The sequence below is a fragment of the Leucobacter sp. BZR 635 genome (assembly GCF_048061935.2).
In the GTDB taxonomy this organism is placed as follows: Bacteria; Actinomycetota; Actinomycetes; order Actinomycetales; family Microbacteriaceae; genus Leucobacter.
The window spans coordinates 1-21,315 of record NZ_JBLUNZ020000051.1; the positions used below are offsets into that span (position 1 = coordinate 1).

At 66.4% G+C, this 21,315-nt stretch carries 17 protein-coding genes and 1 tRNA gene; 11 read left to right on the forward strand and 7 right to left on the reverse strand.

Annotation, left to right across the window (positions count from 1 at the left end):
• Positions 1-35: 35 nt before the first annotated feature.
• The gene (locus tag ACI1US_RS10500) at positions 36-1,208 is read right to left on the reverse strand and encodes a DNA cytosine methyltransferase (RefSeq protein WP_461640269.1); all 1,173 of its coding nucleotides are present in this window, start codon (positions 1,206-1,208) and stop codon (positions 36-38) included.
• 52 nt (positions 1,209-1,260) lie between these two features.
• Here ACI1US_RS10500 and ACI1US_RS10505 point away from each other — a divergent pair, with 52 nt between their 5' ends.
• On the forward strand, positions 1,261-1,557 hold the full coding sequence (locus ACI1US_RS10505; protein WP_461640271.1) for a helix-turn-helix domain-containing protein: 297 nt from the start codon (positions 1,261-1,263) through the stop codon (positions 1,555-1,557).
• Positions 1,538-3,193: a hypothetical protein gene (locus ACI1US_RS10510; RefSeq protein WP_461640273.1), complete on the forward strand. Its 1,656-nt coding sequence runs from the start codon at positions 1,538-1,540 to the stop codon at positions 3,191-3,193. Before ACI1US_RS10505 ends, ACI1US_RS10510 begins: the two co-directional genes overlap by 20 nt.
• A gap of 264 nt (positions 3,194-3,457) precedes the next feature.
• Here the strand turns inward: ACI1US_RS10510 and ACI1US_RS10515 are convergent.
• A tRNA-Arg gene (locus ACI1US_RS10515) sits at positions 3,458-3,534 on the reverse strand.
• A 49-nt stretch (positions 3,535-3,583) separates the two neighbouring features.
• Positions 3,584-5,191, reverse strand: a complete 1,608-nt coding sequence (locus ACI1US_RS10520; RefSeq protein ID WP_461640275.1) for a fatty acyl-CoA synthetase — start codon at positions 5,189-5,191, stop codon at positions 3,584-3,586.
• A gap of 110 nt (positions 5,192-5,301) precedes the next feature.
• On the opposite strand from ACI1US_RS10520, the gene ACI1US_RS10525 reads away from it, so the two are divergent.
• Both ACI1US_RS10525 and ACI1US_RS10530 read left to right on the forward strand, forming a co-directional pair.
• The gene (locus tag ACI1US_RS10525; RefSeq protein WP_461640401.1) at positions 5,302-5,871 is read left to right on the forward strand and encodes an adenine phosphoribosyltransferase; all 570 of its coding nucleotides are present in this window, start codon (positions 5,302-5,304) and stop codon (positions 5,869-5,871) included.
• A gap of 108 nt (positions 5,872-5,979) precedes the next feature.
• Positions 5,980-7,737: an AMP-binding protein gene (locus ACI1US_RS10530; RefSeq protein ID WP_461640277.1), complete on the forward strand. Its 1,758-nt coding sequence runs from the start codon at positions 5,980-5,982 to the stop codon at positions 7,735-7,737.
• A 144-nt stretch (positions 7,738-7,881) separates the two neighbouring features.
• On the opposite strand, the gene ACI1US_RS10535 is transcribed toward ACI1US_RS10530, so the two are convergent.
• From ACI1US_RS10535 to ACI1US_RS10545, 3 genes are all read right to left on the reverse strand, one after another.
• Entirely contained in the window at positions 7,882-8,658 is a 777-nt protein-coding gene (locus tag ACI1US_RS10535) for a GIY-YIG nuclease family protein (RefSeq protein WP_461640279.1), read from the reverse strand.
• Positions 8,651-9,874: a DNA cytosine methyltransferase gene (locus ACI1US_RS10540; RefSeq protein WP_461640281.1), complete on the reverse strand. Its 1,224-nt coding sequence runs from the start codon at positions 9,872-9,874 to the stop codon at positions 8,651-8,653. Before ACI1US_RS10540 ends, ACI1US_RS10535 begins: the two co-directional genes overlap by 8 nt.
• 221 nt (positions 9,875-10,095) lie before the next feature.
• The gene (locus ACI1US_RS10545) at positions 10,096-11,121 is read right to left on the reverse strand and encodes an o-succinylbenzoate synthase (RefSeq protein ID WP_461640283.1); all 1,026 of its coding nucleotides are present in this window, start codon (positions 11,119-11,121) and stop codon (positions 10,096-10,098) included.
• Between the two features lie 142 nt (positions 11,122-11,263).
• Here ACI1US_RS10545 and ACI1US_RS10550 point away from each other — a divergent pair, with 142 nt between their 5' ends.
• The 4 genes from ACI1US_RS10550 (at position 11,264) to ACI1US_RS10565 (ending at position 15,435) form a co-directional block, all read left to right on the forward strand.
• The gene (locus ACI1US_RS10550; protein ID WP_416550013.1) at positions 11,264-12,025 is read left to right on the forward strand and encodes a VIT1/CCC1 transporter family protein; all 762 of its coding nucleotides are present in this window, start codon (positions 11,264-11,266) and stop codon (positions 12,023-12,025) included.
• A 108-nt stretch (positions 12,026-12,133) separates the two neighbouring features.
• Positions 12,134-13,048 carry a 1,4-dihydroxy-2-naphthoyl-CoA synthase gene (locus ACI1US_RS10555; RefSeq protein ID WP_416550014.1) on the forward strand — a complete coding sequence of 305 codons (915 nt, stop codon included), beginning with the start codon at positions 12,134-12,136 and terminating at the stop codon, positions 13,046-13,048.
• Between the two features lie 195 nt (positions 13,049-13,243).
• Positions 13,244-14,485 (forward strand): AMP-binding protein, encoded by a 1,242-nt coding sequence (locus tag ACI1US_RS10560; RefSeq protein ID WP_461640286.1) that lies wholly within the window; start codon positions 13,244-13,246, stop codon positions 14,483-14,485.
• Positions 14,482-15,435, forward strand: coding sequence for a 1,4-dihydroxy-2-naphthoate polyprenyltransferase (locus ACI1US_RS10565; protein ID WP_461640288.1), 954 nt, complete (start codon positions 14,482-14,484; stop codon positions 15,433-15,435). Before ACI1US_RS10560 ends, ACI1US_RS10565 begins: the two co-directional genes overlap by 4 nt.
• Here ACI1US_RS10565 and ACI1US_RS10570 read toward each other — a convergent pair.
• Positions 15,399-16,715 (reverse strand): acyltransferase family protein, encoded by a 1,317-nt coding sequence (locus ACI1US_RS10570; RefSeq protein ID WP_461640290.1) that lies wholly within the window; start codon positions 16,713-16,715, stop codon positions 15,399-15,401. The two genes, ACI1US_RS10565 and ACI1US_RS10570, sit on opposite strands and share 37 nt — an antisense overlap.
• 365 nt (positions 16,716-17,080) lie before the next feature.
• Between ACI1US_RS10570 and ACI1US_RS10575 the strand changes: the two genes are divergently transcribed.
• The 3 genes from ACI1US_RS10575 to ACI1US_RS10585 are packed head-to-tail and all read left to right on the forward strand — an operon-like array spanning position 17,081 to position 21,303.
• Positions 17,081-18,928, forward strand: coding sequence for an ABC transporter ATP-binding protein (locus tag ACI1US_RS10575; RefSeq protein WP_461640292.1), 1,848 nt, complete (start codon positions 17,081-17,083; stop codon positions 18,926-18,928).
• Positions 18,925-20,751, forward strand: coding sequence for an ABC transporter ATP-binding protein (locus ACI1US_RS10580; protein WP_461640294.1), 1,827 nt, complete (start codon positions 18,925-18,927; stop codon positions 20,749-20,751). The genes ACI1US_RS10575 and ACI1US_RS10580 overlap by 4 nt, the downstream gene beginning before the upstream one ends.
• Positions 20,752-20,760: 9 nt before the next feature.
• Positions 20,761-21,303 (forward strand): HPP family protein, encoded by a 543-nt coding sequence (locus ACI1US_RS10585; protein WP_416550017.1) that lies wholly within the window; start codon positions 20,761-20,763, stop codon positions 21,301-21,303.
• The last annotated feature ends 12 nt before the right edge of the window (positions 21,304-21,315 follow it).

Sequence of the window (21,315 nt, forward strand, 5' to 3'; positions counted from 1 at the left end):
TGCACATGGGGTCAGTAGTCCGAACCAGGCCTGCTCTAAACCAGAACCACGTCGCGGTCGACCGTCGTGATTTCCTTAGCTTCGACCTCTCCTGTAGAAAGCAATGTGTCGGCCACTGCTGAGGCCACCGCGTATGCAAGGCGGGGCGGAACGGCGTTGCCGATCTGGCGGAAGCGAGCGGACTGAGCGCCTTGCCATGGAACATCGGACGGGAACGTCTGAATCGCAGCCGCCTCTTCGACGGTAATGCGCCTGAGCTTTGCTTCGACAGGCAGATCTAGCAAAGGACTCTGTTGCTCGACTAACAAGCGCTCATGGTACTTAATGATCCACGGATTCTCGCCGAAATAAAGATCTCCCTCATCAACGATCGGGGTGCGGTTGCCGCCCATCGAGGCGGGCAACGTCGGTGCAGGACGGTCCAATCCCATTACGCGACCTTGGCCGTTGAACAGCATGCCCGCATATGGGGAGCGACGGAGCACCGGATTCTTGGCGAGCGTGATGGCTGCAGTGCAGCGCGAGTCATTCCCAGGTTCGCCCGCTCGAGGCAGCCCCGCAAGAGCGGACCTCACCGTAGGCGGATCCTCGGCGGTCAGCGCATTTGGCAGTATGAAGTCCGGCCCGTCATGCGGCACTCCTATGAGGAACATGCGCTCGCGTGCCTGCGGGACGCCCCAATGCGATGCATTCAGCACAACCAGTTCGACCTTGTAGTCAAGCGCTGCCCGGCTCTTCAACTCGTCAATAATATCGGCCCAGCGCCGATTGCGGGCAAGTGCAGCCACGTTCTCCATAACAAATGCTTGCGGCTTCACCCTTGCTACCAAGCCTAGGAAATCGAATACATGGCGTGAGCGCGGGTCGTTGGGGTCCATGCGTCCAGCAACGGAGAAACCTTGGCAAGGTGGGCCGCCGATAACGAGGTCGGCCATGCCCTCACTGAGATTCGCTGCGGCTACCCGAACGTCGCCGCAGACGGCTGTCTGCCCCTCGAACCGACGAGCGGCTTCGCGCCACTCAGGGTCACGGACCTCGTGCAGCCTGTTGTGCGTCTGGACAGCGTACGGGTCAATGTCGTTCGCAAAGACGGGAGTGAAGCCCGCGCGCGCAAAACCAAGGTCAAGACCGCCTGCCCCTGAATAGAGGGAGACGAACTTGAGGCCATTTGACGCCCTAAAACTGGGTGAGTTATGTGCTTTCGACATAACGCAATCCTAGCTTGAGCCACCGACATCGTGTCAAAGATAGGTTTGTGGCATGTCATCCACAACGGGCACGGAGAGCGATTTCCACCATGCCCTCGCGACAATGCTTGCCGAGCTGCGAAACAGCGGTCACGCTTCGCAAGGCACACTTGCTGGAGAACTCGGCATTGATCAAGCGGCTGTGTCCAGGGTGGAGTCCGGCCAGCGCCGCCTCACTGTAGCCGAGGCATTTGCCTGGCTCGAAGCGCTCGGCCTCTCGTCCGAAGAGAGCGCGGAGCGGCTCCTCGAACTATGGAAAGCCCATGGCGGTCGTCCGCCAGGCTTCTGGAATGAGTCTGGCCGTGGATGAAGTATTGAACGTCGCGCAGGTTGTCCATAGTTGGGAGCTTCCACTACCCATCGAGAGCGCGCATGACGCAGTCAATGCCGTTGTCACCCACGGAGAAGAAAAGGGCTTCCGTCCCGAGGACTTCGCATTAGTCCTAGAACAGGCGACCGAGCAGTGGCGTTCGAGCGGGGTTGTAGCGCCGCAGCTCCGCGCAGCGGTTGACGCAGCCCTTGAATTCACTGCTCCACCACTTGATGACATCGATGCCAAGGCCTACTTTGACCTTTACAAGAAGTTGCGTAGTGGAGGAGGTGATGTCGCTAGCCTTACCCACTCGACTGTGCTCAGATTGCTCTCTCGCACTTCCCTCATTTCTCACCTGCTCGGGGAGGAGCGGTTCTCGTGTTCGCAAGTGTCTCGACTGCTCGCAGCGAACGAAACTAGTCTCGACGTTTCTTACGGCTCCATTGTTAAGATCGCCCGGAAGCTGAACATGCTTCCTCAGCTCAACCGAGAAGAAGCCGTCGATACGCTCTGGCAATCTGACCAGACTCGTTCCATCGCTCTGTTTCCAGACTCCTCACTCCCGGAGACCAACAGCCTTGCAGGTGCCGCATTAAGCTCCTGGCTACCCGAAGTTGACGCTGAGCGCCTCCTCATCCGGCTGAGTAATTCGAATTCACCAGATGCTCCGCAGTTCTGGCCGTATCTCCAGATCCTTCATTGGTGCTTAGTTCCGATCGAGTTCTTTGACCACCCAGCCAGCTATCTATATGAGTTCGCGCCTCGCGGGGGCAACGGCGAGGCACTGTTCGCGAAGTATCCCGCAGTCACTGGCAATCCTTTCCTCAACAACGCTAAGGCGGTGCACTCTCTAGACAGCTGGGCGCGTGGCCGAGGTGGTGACGACGCCCATGCACTTGCTGAGATCGTGAAGACCGTCGATACGTTGCCTTTCGTCCCCCGGCGTCAGGTTGCCAGGATCTTGCGAGCTTGGCTGGTTCGAATCATCGAGCTTCGGACCGTTGAGCCGGTACTTCTGGACATTCAAGCGACAAACGCAATCTTCGAATCCGTGTCCGGGTTCATTACCAGTAACGAGACCTACACGCAGGGCGTCATCGAACAGCGCGTGGTGGACTGCCTCGCAGTGCTCGCCTATGACAAGCCTGGTTGGCGCGCTCGGGGCCTTGGCGACGGCGTGAATGCGACGAACTTCAGCCGACACAAACTTGGCGATGTCGAGTTCGCCAACGTTGACCAGCGGTGCGCAATCGCGCTAGAGGCCCATGGTGGCCACCTCTCCCTGACCTACGTCGCGGACCATGCCCGTTCTCTGGCCCGGATCATCGACCAACGGTTGAAAGAGTCATGGGGGAACCTTGATGACCCTGAGTCATGGACTGTTAGAGTCCTGTTCGTCGCGCATTCTCGTGATGTCAATGGGCTACCTACCGAGGACACGCTTCACGGAGTCAACGTACGCTACGAATACCTGGATTACAGGGAACTTGTGAATCTCTCGAAGAGATCTTCACTACCTGCAGATCAAATTGCTGCGTTCCAGTTTTATGTCATTGAGCAGCTCAACGAACCGACGGTACGCGAATCGGCGCGAGATAAGTTCCGCGAGATCGTCGCGATTACCGCACAGTAAAATCCGGCCAATTAGTACATCTCGGATATTGTGCTTCGGGCAACGGAGTGCGACACGTGCGTTTGCCCCAAGGCGTGTCATTTGTAGGCTAGGGGGTCGGAGTTTTAGGCCGCGAACGTTCGCGGCCTAAAAAGAAGCGATCGCAGTCGAAATGGCGGACGTGACTATGGGCTGAAATACCGCATAAGTACCGCGCGCTCATTTCGGCTGCGAAAGAAAAACAAAACACCCGGCCAGATTTCGTGTCTGACCGGGTGTTTCTCGTGGTGCGCCCCAAGGGATTCGAACCCCTGACCTTCTGATCCGTAGTCAGATGCTCTATCCAGCTGAGCTAGGGGCGCAGTGTTGATCTCTCAACTTGAAATACATTACACGAAAGTTCGGCCATGTTCAAAACGAGGCCGCCACGGGCTGGCTGAATTGCTCTCGAAGTTCGCGTTTCAGGATCTTCCCGCTCGGGTTTTTCGGCAGGATCTCAACGATGTGGACGATTGTCGGCACTTTGAACGCCGCGAGACGCTCGCGCGTGTGGGCGCGCAGCTCCTCCTGCGTGGCGGATGCGCCCGCTGTGAGCACGACGGCCGCGGTGACGGTCTCCACCCACTTCGGGTGGGGCGTGGCGAACACTGCGCACTCGGCGATCGCGGCGTGCTCGTAGAGCGCCTCTTCGACCTCGCGGCTCGCCACGTTTTCGCCGCCCGTGTTGATCATGTCTTTGCTGCGGTCGACAATGCGGAGTCGGCCGCCCTCGTCGAAGACGCCGAGGTCGCCCGAGTGGAACCAGCCGCCGCGGAACGCCTCTGCGGTCTGCTCCGGAGCGTTCCAGTAGCCGAGCGCGAGCTGGGGGCTGCGGTGCACTATCTCTCCGACCTCGCCGGTGGGCACTGGCTCGCCCGCCTCGTCGACGACGCGCGTTTCGACGTGCAGCACTGGGCGGCCGGCTGAGCCCGCGTGGCTGAGCTGCTCGTGAGGAGGCAGGATCGTCGCCACGGGCGCGAGTTCGGTCTGGCCGTAGAAGTTCCACAGCTGCAGCCCGGGAAGTCGCTGTTGGAGCTCGTGGAGCACCTCTACGGGCATCGCGGCGGCACCGTAGTAACCCTTGGTGAGGCTTGTGAGATCCGCGCCCGCGAATTCGGGGGAACGCAGCAGCGAGATCCACACCGTGGGCGGGGCGAAAAACTTGGTGACCCGGTGTTCTGCGATGGTTCGCAGCACGGTCGCGGGGTCGGGGCCGGGCAAGAGCACGCTCGTGGCACCGAGCATGATGTCGGGGCCGAGGAAGCAGTCGAGTTGGGCGCAGTGGTAGAGCGGCAGCGCGTGGAGTTCGACGTCGTCTGCCGACATGCCGCCCTCGACCACGGCGCTGAGATATTCAGAGCTCAGCGATCGACTGGAGTGCACGGCACCCTTGGGGCGCGACTCGGTGCCGCTCGTGAACATGATTCGCAGTGGATCGTCGGGGCCCAGCACGACCGGTGGCTCGGCATCGTGCGAGGTGGCGAGGATCTCCTCGAAGGGGATCCACCCTGGCGCAGGCGCTGTGCCGAGCTCGCCCGTGATCTCGATGAGTGCGGAAACGCCCACGCCGGAGTGTGCGACCGCAAGCTCCGCGGTCTCGGTGAGCGCGGGTTGCGCAATGAGTGCCGCGGGGGTCGAGTTCGCGATGAGCGGGCCGATCTCACCCGGGGTGAGCACAAAATTGAGTGGCACGAAGATCGCGTCCGCGCGGGCGGCCCCGTATGCGGCGACGGCGAACTGCCAGCAATTGCGGCTGAGCATCGCGACGCGGTCGCCAGGGTGGACGCCCGCCTCGGTGAGCGCGTTCGCGAAGCGGTTTGCGAGTCGGTCGAACTCGCCGAAGGTGAGGCTTGTGTCGCCGTCGATCAGGGCGGTCTTGTTGGGCAGTCGCGCTGCGGTGCGGCGCAGGTGCTCCCCGATCGTGTCGGCTCGTGCCGCGGAAACGGTCGCGGAGAGTGCCTGATCAAACAGCATTGTCATACCTCACATCGTTGTAAAGCAACTAACCCGGATAGGTGGGTGATCGTAACGATAGCAAGCTGGGCTTGTGAGTACTACCCTCCTCGGGAGGTACGATGAAGTACGTGCCTATGAACACTGACAGCGACGAGCTCGCGATGCCGCATTTTCCGGAGCCGAGCGCGGAGCTCGCGCGGGCGGAGAAGCTCATCCTGGGGATCCCCGACTACCCGGCCCCCGGCATCATCTTCCGCGACATCATGCCGCTGCTCGCTGACGGGCGGGCGCTGCGGGCGACGGTTGACGCGCTCATCGCGCCATTCCTCGGCACATTTGACGTGATCGCGGGCCTGGAGGCGCGTGGCTTCCTGCTCGCGAGCGCTGCGGCATATTCGACCGGGGCAGGCTTGCTGCCGATTCGCAAGGCCGGCAAGCTTCCGCGCCCGGCGGCTTCGGTTGGTTACGAGCTCGAATACGGCGTGGCCGAGGTTGAAGCGCACGACGATCTACCGAAGGGCAGCCGGGTGCTGCTCATCGACGACGTGCTTGCGACGGGTGGCACGCTCGAGGCGGCACGCGAGCTGCTCGAGATGCTCGGATACACGGTGGCTGGCACCGCTGTGCTCTTCGAAATTCATGGCCTGGGCGGTCGCGCGGCGGTCGCCGACCCGAACCTGCACACGGTGTTCACGAGCAACTAGCGCTCGTGCGCCGCTGTCGCACCGCGCGGTGGGCTCGTGGCCGCACTCCGTGCGGTCGAGATCACGTTATGCGCAATTTTCGATCGCCCCCTCGTAAATATGCGACGGATGAGTGAAACTGGGTTCGTGACCGATAACTTTTTTGCCGCAAGAGACCTTCTGCTGAGCCTCCAGGGCGAGCCCGATCGGGCTCGGGCCGAGTTCCGTTGGCCCGACGTTGGCGACAGCTTCAACTGGGCGCACGACGTGTTCGACCGCATCGCCGCGGACAACGACACGACTGCGCTGTGGATCGCTGAGGAGAGCGGGCGGGAGCACAAGCGCACCTTCCGGGAGCTCAAGCAGCGATCCGACCAAGTAGCGAACTGGCTGCGTCAGATCGGAGCAAAGCGCGGCGACATCGCCATGCTCATGCTCGGAAACCACGTGGAACTGTGGGAGATCATGCTCGCAGCGATGAAGCTGGGCGTCGTCATTCTTCCCACCTCCGTGGTGCTCGGACCCCAGGAGCTCGTCGACCGAGTCGAGCGTGCGAACGTGCGTTGGGTCTTCGCTGGCCCAGAAGACGCGGTGAAGTTTGCTGGGATCCCTGGCAGCTTCCGCGGGGTTGGGGTGCGGCTCGACGAGGGCACGATGGATCAGCGGGCCGCGCTGTATGACTGGGCGCGCTTCGAAGAGTCCCGCTCTGCATCGGTTGCGTCGGTCATGAAGCAGACGAAGAGCGTCGATCCCGCCCTGCTGTACTTCACCTCGGGAACGACGAAGCTGCCGAAGATCGCGGTCCACTCGCACACGAGTTATCCGCTTGGGCACTTCACCACGATGGCGTGGCTCGGTGTGCGCCCCGGCGATGTGCACTCGGTGATTAGCGCACCCGGATGGGCGAAACACGCCTGGTCGAGCTTTTTCGGGCCGTGGAACGTGGGGGCGACCGTATACGTCGCCAACTACGCCAGGTTCAAGGCTGAGCGAATCATCAGCGAGCTCGATCGTGTGGGCGTCACGAGCTTCTGCGCGCCGCCGACGGTGTGGCGCATGCTCATTCAGAGCGAGCTCGGAGCGAAGCCCTCAGCGCTTCGCGAGGTCGTCTCTGCTGGCGAGCCGCTCAACCCGGAAGTGATCTCGCGTATTCAGGAGAGCTGGGGGTTGACGCTGCGCGATGGCTACGGGCAAACGGAGACTACCGCGACGATCGGCAACATGCCGGGAGACGAAGTTGTCCCCGGCGCGATGGGCAAGCCCCTTCCCGGAGTCGACATCGTGCTCATCGACCCGATGACGGGCGAGGAAACGGACGAGGGCGAGGCGTGCCTTCGGCTCGGAGCCGAGGACGGCGGCACGGGAGCCGCGCGGCCAGTGAACCTCATGTCTCGCTACTTTGGGAACGAGGAAGCGACCGCCGAGGCAATGTCTGGCGGCCTGTACCACACGGGCGACGTGGCCCAGCGGGACGAGAACGGCTCGCTCACGTTCGTCGGCAGAACGGACGATATCTTCAAATCGAGCGACTTTAAGGTTTCGCCCTTCGAGGTTGAGAGTGTGCTCCTCGAGCACGACTTCGTAGCCGAGGCCGCGGTGGTGGGCGCTCCCGACGAGACTCGCCTGAATGTGACGAAGGCGTATGTCTCGCTTCCGGCTGGCACAGAGGCTTCTGAGGCGACGGCAAAGGAAATTCTCGTGCACGCCCGCAGGGCGCTGCCCGCCTACATGCGGGTGCGCAGGGTCGAGTTTTTCGAGCTGCCAAAGACCACCTCGGGCAAGATTCGCCGGGTCGAGCTGCGGGTTCGCGAGGAGGTGGCGTTCTCTGCGGGGGAGCGCATCGTGACAGAGTGGCGCGAGGAAGACTTCCCCGATCTGAAGGGGTAGCAGCCCGGCCTTGCCGCGCCGCCGGCAGTCGCACGGAACGCACCGAACACCTGCGGTCGCAGGGCCGCCGTGGGCTGGCCTGCTGGTGGGCTTGTCCGCCGGTCGGCTGGATCCGCTCTTCTGCAGGTGCTGCCGTCTCGCTGGCTACTCCGCTGACCCGTCGGCGTCGGAGTAGCGTGCGAGGTCGCTGCCGACAAGTGCCGCGACATCGATCGCCTCGGCGGGCGGACGACGGCGACCCTCAGCATAGGCGAGGCGCGCCGCCGCGAGGTCAGCGAGTCGCACTGATTGGATGAGGATCACGCGCCGCAGCCCTGCCGAGACCTCACCGCGCTCATGGGCCACGGCGGCGACCCGCGCGAGCGTTTCGGCCCGGCGCGCGATGCGCACGTCTGGGTGCTCGCGGTCTTCACGCAAATCTGGCGGGATGAGGTTGAAGCGTTGGGGTGACGGCACGGCAATCGGGGTCGAGATCGGGGGGATCTTCTCGTTGAGGATCGCCCGGTACTTCGAGTTCGCGATCGCCCGTAGGTAGACCGAGTACTCGAGCGCATCGAGTTTCTGCTTCTTCTCGGGGTCGCTGCGCAGCGCCTCCGCGGGGTAGAGCTCGATCTCTGCGACCTCGAAGGGATCAAGGATGCGGTAGGCGAGCGTGTCGGTGCGCTGCCCGGTGAGGTGCCGCCCGACGCGGGAGGCGAAGCTCTCGTGGGTTTGCCCGACGTAAATCGGTTCGCCGTCGTAGTCGTAGAAGGCGTATACGCCGATGCACGGGCCGAGTCGCTTGCCGCTTGCGGGGTCAGTGGAGCGCATCGCGGTGTTGAGCAGCTCGCGAAACCCCTGCACGAACCTCGTCGGCATTGATTTCTTGAGGGGTGCTTCGCCGCTGGACTCGTTGTAGCTGGCGACTCCCCGGCTACCCACGAACGCTCGCAGCCGCCGCGGCCTGCGCACCAATTTGCGCCCCGGGCTGTGCTCCGGGCTGAACTCCGGTCAGCGCCGCCGCAGCTGTCGACATCTCGCCCCGCGTGAGCGGCAGCAGATAGTTGCTTGCGAGCCAGGACACCGCGGGAACGGCGACAGCATCACCAAAGCCGAAGAGCACCTGGCTTGGCCGGGCATCGCCCAGTTCGTAGTCTCCCGCACCCATGAGGCGGGCGTATTCGAGCGGCGTCATCCAGCGCACCCGCAGCTTGCCGGCACCGATCTGCACGACCGCCTGCTTCGAGGAGCCGCCGCGGGCGGTGCGGAGGCAGCCGGCGATGTCGTCGGGCCGCACCTCCCACACGGCACGGCCCTTGCGGGTGCGGCGGTATGCGGTGCGGTAGGTCGTGTCGGGCTCGGCGAGCAGCCGGGTCACGCGATCCAACTGGGTCTCCGAGAGCGACGCGAGAAATGCGCTGGTGCGCTCGGCGTCCCACCAGCGTTCGTCGCTCGCGGGCATCTCTTCGACGGTGCTCCCGAAGCCCTCGCGCAGCGGCTCCGGCGCTTCGGGCAGCTCCGCCTGGTGGGTGATGAGCGATTCGTCGTCGAAGACCCACTGCAGCCAATCCGGGCGCAGCGGCGAGGCGACCTGCAGCGCGGGTTCGGCGGGCGGAGCGAGCGCCCCGACGAGGAAGAGTCGCGGGCGCGACTGCGGCACAAATCGTCTAGCGTCGATTGCGAGCAGGTCGACCGAGTAGCCGAGCGAGTTGAAAGCGCGGACTGCCGCTGTGAGGTCGTCGCCCCCGTTCGAAGTGGCGAGCCCGACCACGTTTTCGAGCACGGCGACGCTGGGGCGCTGGTCACCCATCTCCTCGAGGATGCGGATGAACTCCCAGAACGTTCCCGACTGGCCGCCTTCGAGCCCAGCGCGGGCGCCAGCGAGCGAGAGATCGGTGCAGGGCGACGATGCCCATGCCAGTGCGGCCCCTGCCGGAACATCTGCGGAGGAGAGCTCGCCAATGTCTCCGAGGCGCAGCGTGTGATCGCCGGCACCCGCGAACTGGACGTCGTACATCGCCTTTTTGGATGGCTCGTAGTCGTTTGCCCAGGACACATGGAAGCCGGCGTCTTCGAGGCCCATGCGCGCCAGCCCGATGCCTGCAAAGAACTCAAGCACATGGGGCTTGGCCGCGCTGATCGGGGTGACGTTAGACATACCTGTAAGGGTATCGACTCCCGGGGAATCCGTCGTCGTTTCACGTGAAATCTGGGGTGCGTGCGACGCAGGAACGTGCTCCGTCGGCGGGGGTGGTGACGCCATCTGGATCTCCTTCAGTCTGCTCAGCCGGGTGTGTGCCGCGTTGAGTTCCATGCTTCCACGGGCCTCTGACATTCAGCGGACTCACACTCATGGGACTGGCGCTTGTGGGGCTGGGGCTATGCGGCAGTGTCGATCTCAGCGTGGCAGCGGGCGATGCGCTCGCGCCACCACAGCTCCCGCTCAGGCGCGGCCTTGAACCGGTCGAGTGCGGCCCGATCGAGCTCGGTGCGGCGCACCCGAAGCTCGCCGCGTTGCGGGAGCAGCGGATCCAACGCCACATCGCCCCCGAGCAGCGCAACGGTGCCGAGCCCGCATGCGCCCGCGAGCAGCCCCTCGGGCAGGGCGGCAGCGAGGTGCAACCCCATCGAGATCCCCACCGAGGTGTCGAGTGCGCTCGAGACGATGACCGGCAGCTTTGCCTCGGTAATGATCCGCAGCGCGGGCGCGATTCCACCGAGCGGCTGCGCCTTGACGACGATGAGGTCGGCGGCGCCCGCGCGCGCGACGGCGAGTGGATCCTCCGCTTTGCGCACGCTCTCGTCAGCCGCGATCCGCAGGGTGATTCCGGCATCGACGAGCATTGCGCGCAGCTCAGCCAGCTCCGCCACGCTCTCGCAGGGCTGTTCCGCGTAGTCGAGGTCGAAGGAGGCCAGCTGCGTGAGCGCCACGAATGCCTCCTCGACGCTCCAGCCGCCGTTCGCGTCAACGCGCACGTGGGCGTCCTCGCCCATCGCCTCGCGCGTCGCCCGCACCCGAGCGATATCGGCTGCGAGCGTCTGGCCCGGTTCCGCAACCTTGACCTTCGCGGTGCGGCAGCCGGGAAAGCGCGCAAGCACCCCGGGCACCTCGGCGGCGGAGACCGCAGGCACCGTCGCGTTCACGGCGATGCTGTCACGCAGCGGCGTGGGTACCTCGCCCCAGCCGAACTCGATGGCTGCGGCGAGCCAGCGCGCACTCTCCGCGTCGTCGTACTCCAGGAACGGCGAAAACTCGCTCGCGCCGCGGGGCGCATCGAAAATCACGGCCTCGCGTTCGGTGATGCCGCGGAACCTCGTGCGGGTGGGGATCGCGACAACGCGCACGGTGTCGAGGAGCTCCTCAAGCGGTGGAATCTCCGTGCTGCCGAGCTCGTGTGTAGCCATGCTTTGATTGTCTCACCTTGGTTAGGCTTACCTAAAAAAGCAGCTCTGACCAGGGGAAAGGCAAGCCTAACCTTGCTTGCGGTGCGCGAAAAGCAGGAGCAGACTGGGGGCAGAAACACCCGATAGTGGGGAAGGGGAAATCATGACACTCGAAGCAACTCGCACCGTTCAGACGCACCCGAGCGAGCTCGCGGCTGACACCGCTGACGCTGGCCCGCGCTCTGCCCGCATCGGGCAGAAGCTCAACTGGCTCCGCGCCGGCGTGCTCGGCGCGAACGACGGCATCGTGTCGGTCGCCGGCGTGGTCATCGGCGTCGCGGCGGCCACCCCGGGTAACACGGTTGCGGTCGCGACCGCTGGCGTTGCCGCGCTCGTTGCTGGCGCATTCTCGATGGCGGGCGGCGAATACGTCTCCGTGAGCACACAGCGCGACACCGAGAAGGCGCTCATCGATCAGAAGCGCCGCTCGCTCGCAGAACAGCCCGCGGTCGAGCTGCGCGGGCTCGCCGGGTTCTACCGTCGGCGCGGCGTGTCCGCGGCGCTCGCGACGCAGGTCGCCGAGGAGCTCAGCGCCCACGACGCGCTCGCCGCGCACGCCGAGGTTGAGCTCGGCATCGATCCTGACGAGTACACGAGCCCGTGGGCAGCGGCGATCTCCTCGTTCATCGCCTTCACCGTCGGTGGGCTGCTGCCGCTCATCATGATCCTCCTCCCGCTCGGCGCGGGACGGATCGCCGCCGCGGGCGTTGCGGTGCTCGTTGGGCTCGTGCTCACCGGGTGGATCTCGGCCGCGCTCGGCGAGGCACCGCGATCACGCGCGGTGCTGCGCAACGTGCTCATGGGCGGCGCGACAATGGTCGCGACCTACCTCATCGGGCTGCTGTTCGGCGTCGCGATCGGCTAGCTGTTCGATCCATCCCGGCACAGCGCGCAGGTCGCGCTGTGCCGGGGTGCTCGGCAGGGTGCTCTGTCGGGTGCTCCGTCGGGCCGCTCCGCCGCATAGGCTGGGGGTATGACCAAGCAGGTTTCTGACATCTTTGATCCGAGCGTGTGGGAGGTCGCCCCCGGCGCCGAGGGCTACACCGACATCACCGCACACCTGAGCCGCGACGGCCGCATCGCGCGCATCGCATTCGACCGGCCCGAGGTGCGAAATGCGTTCCGCCCGCACACCGTCGACGAGCTGTTCGACGCGCTCGACCGGGTGCGCGTGAACCCGAAGGTCGGCGTCGTACTGCTCACCGGCAACGGCCCGAGCCAGAAAGACGGCGGCTGGGCGTTCTGCTCGGGCGGCGACCAGCGCATCCGCGGCCGCGACGGCTATAAGTACTCGGATTCCGAAACCGCTGTCGGCCCCGAGGCGCTCGCGCGGGCAGGCCGGCTGCACATCCTCGAGGTGCAGCGGCTCATCCGCTTCATGCCGAAGGTCGTCATCGCGCTTGTTCCCGGCTGGGCGGCTGGCGGCGGGCACTCGCTCAACGTGGTGTGCGATCTCACGATCGCCTCGCGTGAGCACGCGAAGTTCAAGCAGACCGACGCCGACGTCGGCTCCTTCGATGCTGGCTACGGCAGCGCGTACTTCGCAAAGCAGGTCGGCCAGAAGAACGCACGGGAGATCTTCTTCCTCGCCCGCGAGTACGACGCCGAGCGCGCCCGCGAGATCGGTGCCGTAAACGAGGTCGTGCCGCACGCCGAGCTCGAGTCGACCGGAATCGAGTGGGCGCGCGAGATCCTCGGGAAGTCCCCGACCGCGATCCGCATGCTCAAGTACGCGATGAACGCCGTCGACGACGGGATCGTCGGGCAGCAGCTCTTCGCCGGTGAGACGACGCGCCTCGCCTACGGCACCGACGAGGCGGTCGAGGGCCGCGACTCGTTCCTCGAGAAGCGCGACCCCGACTGGTCGCCGTTCCCGTACCACTACTAGGAACGCCGCTGCGCTGCCGCGCCGCTGCGCCTCGGTGCGTGGCCACGGCGGCGGCCCGTCGCACTCTGCCCAGCTACCCCTCCCCGTTTTTTCCTTGATGAGCCTTATACAGGCTGCAAAAGGCTCGGAATAGAAAAATAGGGGGGCAGGGGGAGGGGAGCGCCTCCTCTCACCGGGGCGCGGTACCCTGGAGAGGTGACCGCTCCCCACGTTCTTCGCACGATTCCGGTTGAGGATCGCGCCTGGCTCATCGCCGCGCTCGACGACGCCCTCGCGGGAGGAGCGCCGATCCTCCCACTCGCCCCAGGGCTCGACCCGGGCGACCCCGAGATCGAGGCGATTCGCGCCCTCGACCTCCCCGAAGGCACCGCGGTTGTGGTGCGCACCTCCGGATCGAGTGGCACGCCGAAAGCCGTCGCCCTCTCCCGCGACGCGATCATCGCGAGCGCAGAGGCAACCGCCGAGGCGCTGGGCGGCCCGGGCCAGTGGCTCGTTGCGCTGCCCACCCAGCTCATCTCGGGGCTGCAGATGCTCGTGCGCAGCGCCGCGAGCGGCATCGACCCCGTCTTCGCCCCCGGTGGAGCCGACGCGCATGCCCTGCTTGCCGCCGCCGATCGGCTCGAACACGACCGCAGGTACGTCTCGCTCGTTCCCGTGCAGCTCGCGCGGCTGCTTGATCTGGCTGAGCGCGACGCCGACGCGGCCGAGACCCTCACACGCTTCGACGCGGTGCTCGTCGGCGGCCAGGCCGTCTCGCTCGAACTGCGCCGCCGCGCCCACGCCCTCGGCGTGAGCCTGCGCCGCTCCTACGGCATGACCGAGACGGCGGGCGGCTGCGTCTACGACGGCGTCGAGATCGGCGACACCCTCGTGCGGATCCGCGCCGGTGAGGTGCAGCTCGCAGGCCCGACGCTCGCGCTCGGTTACCTCGGTGACGACGCCGAGACCGCCGATCGCTTCGTGGTCGAGGCTGGCCGCGACGGCGTGCCCGTGCGCTGGTACCGCACCGGCGACGCGGGCGAACTGCTCGGCGGAATGCTCACGGTCACTGGCCGGCTCGACCGGGTGGTCATCTCGGGCGGCGTGAACGTCTCGCTCGACGAGATCGAACGCGTTGCGCGCGAATACGCTGGCTGGGAGAGCGCGGTCGCGCTCGCCACCGACCACCCGGAGTGGGGATCGCGCCCCGGCCTCGTCGTCGAAACCTCCGAGGGCGCGGTGCCCTTCGACGAGGTGCGCGAGGGCGTGCGCGAACGGCTCGGAGCAGCGGCCGCACCCGAGTGGGCGACCGAGACTGAGCAGATGCCGCGGCTTGCCGGCGGCAAACCGGACTATGCCGCGATCGAGGCGTGGATCCGCTCGCTGCGCGAGAGCCTGGTGCAGCTCGGCGGAACCACCCCAGCACCCCCACAGCCCAACGACGAGGAGACAGCGTGAGCACGAAGAACCCGAAGCGATCGGGCAATCCGGCCCTGCGCGCCGTCGCCGACGAGCTCATCGCCGCCGGCGAGAGCGGCCGCGTGACGTGGCGCGACTGGGTCTCGGGCGCGAGGCTCCGCACGCTGCCGCTCGCAATCGCGCCGGTCGCTGCCGGTGCAGGCATCGCCAACATGCTGCACGAGTTCTCGCTCACCCTCTCGGTGCTCGCGCTCGCCGTAGCGTTGCTGCTGCAGATTGGCGTGAACTACGCGAACGACTACTCCGACGGGATCCGCGGTACCGACGCCTTCCGGGTCGGCCCAGCCCGACTCACCGGCTCGGGGCGTGTGAACCCGAAGCGGGTACTCACGACCGCGCTCGTGTTCTTTGGGCTCGCCGCGGTTGCTGGAATCACGGCCGTGGTCATCAGCGAACGCTGGTGGTTCCTCGCCGTCGGTGCGGTCGCGATCGTCGCGGCGTGGTTCTACACGGGCGGCAAGCGCCCATACGGCTACGCGGGGCTCGGCGAGCTCGTTGTGTTCATCTTCTTCGGGCTGGTTGCGACCGTCGGCACCGTGTGGTTGCAGACCGGCATCGCGAATCAGGAGATGTGGGTTGCTGGCGCTGGTATCGGCTTCTTCGCCGTCGCAGTGCTCGTCGTCAATAACCTGCGCGATATCCCGACCGACCGCGCGGCCGGTAAGCGCACGCTCGCGGTGCGGATCGGTGAGCGCTGGACCCGGGTGCTCTACGTCGTGTGCATGGTGCTGCCGTTTGGCGTCCCGCTGCTCTACGGCTGGGCATACTCGGGCATGATCATGGTCTGGTTTGTGCTCGCGGCCGTCATTCCCGCGGTCATCATCACGCTGACCGCGCGGACCGCACGCGAGCTCATCCTTGTATTGCAGCTCACGAGCTTCGCGGCGCTTGCCTATGGCGTGCTGCTCGGGATCGCCTTCGCCTTCTGACGTCTCTCGCAGCTCATGAGGAGTGCTGCTGCGAGGAACGCTGATCCAGCGATCCACGCCCAGAGCGCTCCGGTTGCCGCGAGGATGATGAGGACGCCAGCGCCTCCCGTGACGGCTGCCGCTGCGGCACGCGCTGGTGTCGGAGTGGCGGCGGTGCGGACCCAGGCGAGGGCCCGTCGCTCAAGCCGGCCCGCGCCGAGCACGGCGAGGGTCACGACGACCGCCACAGCGGCGAGCCAGGCCGGGCGTGACAGCCACCATTCGCTGCCAAGCGGGAGCGGGAGCGTGCCCCCGAGCGCGCCCGTAGCAACGAGCAACAGGCCTGCGAGCAGCACGGTCACGGGCATGTGCCACGAGTAGATTGTCATCGCCCGCGCATTCAATGCCTGGGCCGTGTCGCGCACGGCGGGTACGCTTGCGAGCCGCTCGAGCTTTGGCCGCAGCGCGGCAAACAGCGCAAGCTGTATGACGCCGAGGAGCGCGAGCACAGCGGTGGGCGGGTTCAGCGCCTCGAAGAGGTTCGCGGGCGACGCACCGATCGCGACAAGCCCCGCACCGAAGCCGAGCGCCGCGAGTGCGGTGCGGGGGCCGGGCACGATGCCGTCGGCGAGGAAGAAACCGAGCTGTTGCACGAATAGCCAGACGAGCAGGAGATTCGCGAAGCCGACCGCGTCGACGCCGGTGGCAAAGCGGGCGCCGTCGATGGCCAGGATCCCTGCCCCGAGCAGCGTCAGCGTGAGCCGCGGTGCGCGCTCGTGCAGGGCGAGCATCGCGGGCACGAGCGCGGAGCAGAGCACATAGACGCCGAGGAACCAGAGCGGCTGGCTCATGCGCCAGCCCGCGGTCGCGACGATCGTGGGATCCACCCCGGTGACAGTGAGCACGGTGAGCACGAGCGTCGTCGCGGCGGCCGCCAGCAGCGGGACCGGAAGTAGCCTGCCAAGCCGGGAGGCGACGTACCCGGGGGCCGTCACGCCGCGGCCGCGCTGCCGCCGGTAGTGGGTCGCTGACGCGAAGCCGCCGGCGATAAAGAACAGCGGCATCATCTGCGTAAACCAGGAGAACACGGTGAACCCCGACCACGGTTCGAGCGCGTTGCCGAGCACCGCCTCGCCGCCCTGCACGCTCACTCCCACCATGATCGCGTGCACCGCGACGACAGCGATGAGGCAAGCAGCGCGCACGAGATCCACCGCAGCGTCGCGCCTCGCTGGGGCCTGGTTCGGCGTGCGGCCTGGTGAGGAAGCGTACGGCGCGGGCGGGGTGCTGATGAGCGACATTGTGGATCCTTCCGGGTGGAACACCAGCATCTCGGCCAGGTATCCCACGGCGCGTCACCCCGCGGAGCGAACCGGCACCCCTACCGCGGGACTACGAGGGCTGAAGGCGCGGTGTGCGCAGCGGTGGGGCAGGTGGGGGCGCGCCGGTCGCGAAAAAGTGCTTGCGCCACTTCGAGGGAAGCGGCTAGGGTGAATTCTTGGAATCCCTACGACCCGGAAAGGAGCAGTTCATGTCTCGCACAATCGCATTCACAGCAGCTGCTCGTCCGGGCAGCCCGCTGACTGGACATTAGTTCTCGGCCTGTTCAGGCCTTCTCCTCCACAGCACTCGCGCGTCTCGCGCACTCTTCTCTTGTTTAGGGACCATGTCTTCTTCATCTTCAGCACAACTGTCGTTGCCCAGGGCACTCGGCAGGCTCATCCCGTTCGCCAAGCCCGCCAGGTGGTGGCTCCTCGCGGGGCTCATTGTCGCGCTCGCCGGGTCGGTCGCGAGCCTCATCATCCCGATCGTGCTCCAGGAGGTTGTCGACGGCCCGCTGCGCACGGGGGATCGCACCGCGATCCTCTGGGGCGTCGCCGCGGTGTTCGGCCTGGGCATCGCAGAGGCGCTCTTCATCTTCCTGCGCCGCCGCTTCGTACTGCGCCCCATGACCGAGGTCGAGTTCACGATTCGGCAGACGTTCTACGAGCGCCTGCAGCGCCTGCCCGTCGCGTTCCACGACCGGTGGCAGTCGGGGCAGCTGCTCAGCCGCATGATGCAGGACATCGGGCTGATCCGCCGCTGGCTCACCTTCGGCCTCATCATGCTCGTCGTGAACGTGCTCACGATGCTTATCGGCATCGGGCTGCTGTTCCGCTGGCACTGGGTGCTCGGCACCGTGTTCTTCGTCTGCTCGCTGCCCATCTGGGTGGTCGGCTACCGCTTCGAGCAGAAGTACGGCGCGCTGTCGCGCAAGAGCCAGGATCAGTCCGGCGATCTAGCGACCGCGGTCGAAGAGAGCGTGCACGGGATCCGCGTGCTCAAGGCCTTCGGTCGCGGCGGGCACTCGCTCGCGAACTTCCGCAAGCAGGCTGAGACGCTGCGCGGCACCGAGATGGGCAAGGCCCGCGAGGTCGGCATCATGTGGTTCTGGTACGACCTCGTACCGTTCCTCGCGCTCGCCGCATGCCTCTTCACCGGCATAGTGCTCGCCGCGATGGGGCAGCTCACCGTCGGCGAACTCTTCGGCTTCTTCGCGCTCGCCGCCGCCGTGCGCTGGCCGATGAACTCACTCGGGTTCCTGTTCTCCTTCCTCATCGACGCCCGCACCGCGACCGATCGCGTGTTCGAGGTATTCGACGCGGAGATCACCATCACCGACCCCGAGACGCCGCGCACCATTGAGGAGCCCCGCGGCGAGCTCGCCTTCCGCGGCGTGCACTTCCGCTTCCCCGACGCGCGCGACCACGAGCGCGACCTCGTCGACGGCCTCGACCTCGTGCTGCGGCCCGGCGAGACGATGGCGCTTGTCGGCGCGACCGGTTCGGGCAAGACGACGCTCACCGCGCTGCCAACCAGGCTGTACGACGTGACCGCCGGTGCCGTTGAACTCGACGGCGTCGACGTGCGTGAGCTCAGGCTTGAGGAGCTCCGGCGACGCATCGGAGTAGCGTTTGAGGATCCGATCCTCTTCTCCGCCAGCGTGCGCGAGAACGTGCTGCTCGGGCGCGAAGACCTCGACCCGGCTGGCCCCGAGGCTGACCAGGTGATCCGCGAGGCGATCGACGTCGCGCAGGCGCACTTCGCCTACGACCTGCCGGACGGCCTCGACACCGAGGTCGGCGAGGAAGGCATGAGCCTCTCTGGCGGGCAGCGCCAGCGGCTCGCGCTCGCGCGCGTCGTCGCCGCCGGCCCCGACGTGCTCGTGCTCGACGACCCGCTGTCTGCGCTCGACGTCGACACGGAGGCGCTCGTTGAGGCCGCACTCAGGCGCGTGCTCGCAACCACGACCGCGCTCATCGTCGCGCACCGCCCCTCGACCGTGTCGATGGCGGACCGCGTCGCCGTCATGCGCACCGGCCGCGTCATCGCCGTTGGCACGCACAGCGAGCTGCTGCGCACGAGCGATCACTACCGCTACCTCATCTCCTCGCTTGAGGCGGGGGAGGAAGCCGACCACGACACCCTGAACGAGAAACCCAACACGACCGGCCCCGAGGAGGTGGCACGATGAGTCCCGAAAGCGTCCACGGTACCCGCGGCGAAGACCGCAGCAACTACACGCGCGAGGAGAGCCGCGCCATCAGGCGGCGCTCGCTCAGCCTCCTTGGCTCGCTGTTGAAGCCACTCCGACGGCTCATTATTCTCACCGCCGGCGTCGTCGTGATCTCCGCGCTCTTCCGCGCGATCGGGCCCTCGCTCATCGCCTTTGGCATCGACGAGGCGCTGCCGCGCGCCGTCGACCACGGCGACTGGGGGCCGGCGATCGGTATTTCGCTCGCCTACCTGGTTATCGGCGGCGGGGGTGCCGCGCTCGTCGGCTGGTACGTCGTGCTCATCGCAAAACTCACGCAGGCCGTGATGCTCGAGCTGCGCCTGCGCATCTTCCGGCACACACAGCGGCTCAGCCTCGAGTTCCACGAGGGTTACACGTCGGGCCGCATCATCTCGCGGCAGACGAGTGACCTCGAATCGATCCAGGAGCTGCTCTCGGGCAGCCTCTCCGAGCTCATCGACGCGGTGCTGCTCGGGACGTTCACGCTCATTGCGCTGTTCCTCATCGACTGGCGCAGCGGCGTGCTGCTCGTCTGCATGGGCGTGCCGCTGGCGCTGCTCATGTGGTGGTTCGTCATCGAATCGCAGAAGGGCTTCCGCGCGACCCGCACGGTGTCGGCCCGGCTGATCGTGCAGTTCGTCGAGACCATGACCGGCATCCGCGCGGTCCAGGCGTTCCGCCGCGAGAAGCGCAACGACAAAGCCTTCGCGAAGGTGTCCGACGACTACCGCCGCGCAAACCTGCGCGTCGTGAACCTTTTCGGTGTGCTCGACCCCGGCCTGGTGCTGCTCGGCAACATCACCGTCGCGCTTGTGCTGCTCTGGGGCGCGTTCCGCGTCACCGACAACGCGCTCGCGATCGGTGTGCTGCTCGCCGCCGTGCTGCACGTGCGCAACTTCTTCGGCCCGCTCGAAGATATCGCGATGTTCCTGAACTCCTACCAGTCTGCCGTCGCTGCCCTCGAGAAGGTGTCGGGCGTGCTTGAGGAGGAGCCGACGGTGCAGGATCCTGAACGGCCGGTCGCGCTGCCCGCCGCCCGCGGGGCGTTGCGCTTTGACGGCGTGAGCTTCCGCTACGGCGGGGCCGACGACCCGCGGGTCGTGCTCGCCGACTGCAACCTCGACATTCCCGCCGGCCAGACAATCGCGCTCGTCGGCACCACGGGTGCCGGCAAGTCGACGCTCGCGAAGCTCGTCGCCAGGTTCTACGACCCGACCGAGGGCAGGCTCACGCTCGACGGCATCGACCTGCGCGAACTCGACCCCGCCGACATGCGGCGCGCGATCGTGATGGTCACGCAGGAGGCCTACCTCTTTAGTGGCACCGTTGCTGAGAACATCGCGCTCGGTAAGCCCGACGCGACACCCGAGCAGATCCGTGCTGCGGCGGTCGCCGTGGGGGCCGACGAGTTCATCTCGGCGCTGCCCGACGGGTACGACACCGACGTGAACAAACGAGGCGGGCGCGTGTCCGCTGGGCAGCGGCAGCTCATCTCGTTCGCGCGCGCGTTCCTCGCGGACCCGGCAGTGCTCATCCTCGACGAGGCCACCGCCTCACTCGACCTGCCGAGCGAGCGACTCGTGCAGGACGCGCTGCAGACGCTGCTCGCCGACCGCACCGCGATCATCATCGCGCACCGGCTGTCGACAGTGTCGATCGCCGACCGCGTGCTCGTGATGGAACACGGGCGAGTTGTCGAAGACGGGACGCCGGGTGAGCTCATCGCCGCAGGTGGCCGCTTCGCCGGGCTGCACGCGGCCTGGGAGGACTCCCTGGCGTAGAGTGGGACCGTGCGAAAACGGGTGGGGGCCGAGCTGCGTGCGCTCGTAACGAGCACGCAACCTCGGCTACCCTGGCGCCGGATCGCGCTCGCCGCGCTCGGCACTGGGGGATCGGTGGCGATCCTCGGGGCGCTCGGCACCTCGATGGATCTCACCCTGCTCTTCCTCGGCTTCGCGCCGAGTTGCCTCCTCGTGTTCGCTCTCCCCGAGGCACCAGTCTCGCAGCCAACGGCGGTGGTGGGCGGGCACATGGTGTCTGCAGCGATCGGTCTCGGGGTGGGCACGATCCCGCACTCCGGATGGTGGGATGGCGAGCTCGCCTCGGCGCTCGCAGGTGCGCTCGCGGCGGCCCTGTCGGTCGTCGCGATGCTCGTGCTTCGGGTACTGCATCCACCCGCGGTCGCAAACGCGGTCGTCGTGTGCGTGACGAGCGCTGGCTGGAGCTACCTGTTCGCCCCGGTGCTGCTGAGCTCTGTCGTCATCGTCGCTGTGGCGATGCTGTGGCATCGCTTCACCGGCGGAAGCTACCCGCACCGGTCGACGATTCGGTAGGCGGGAGCGGCT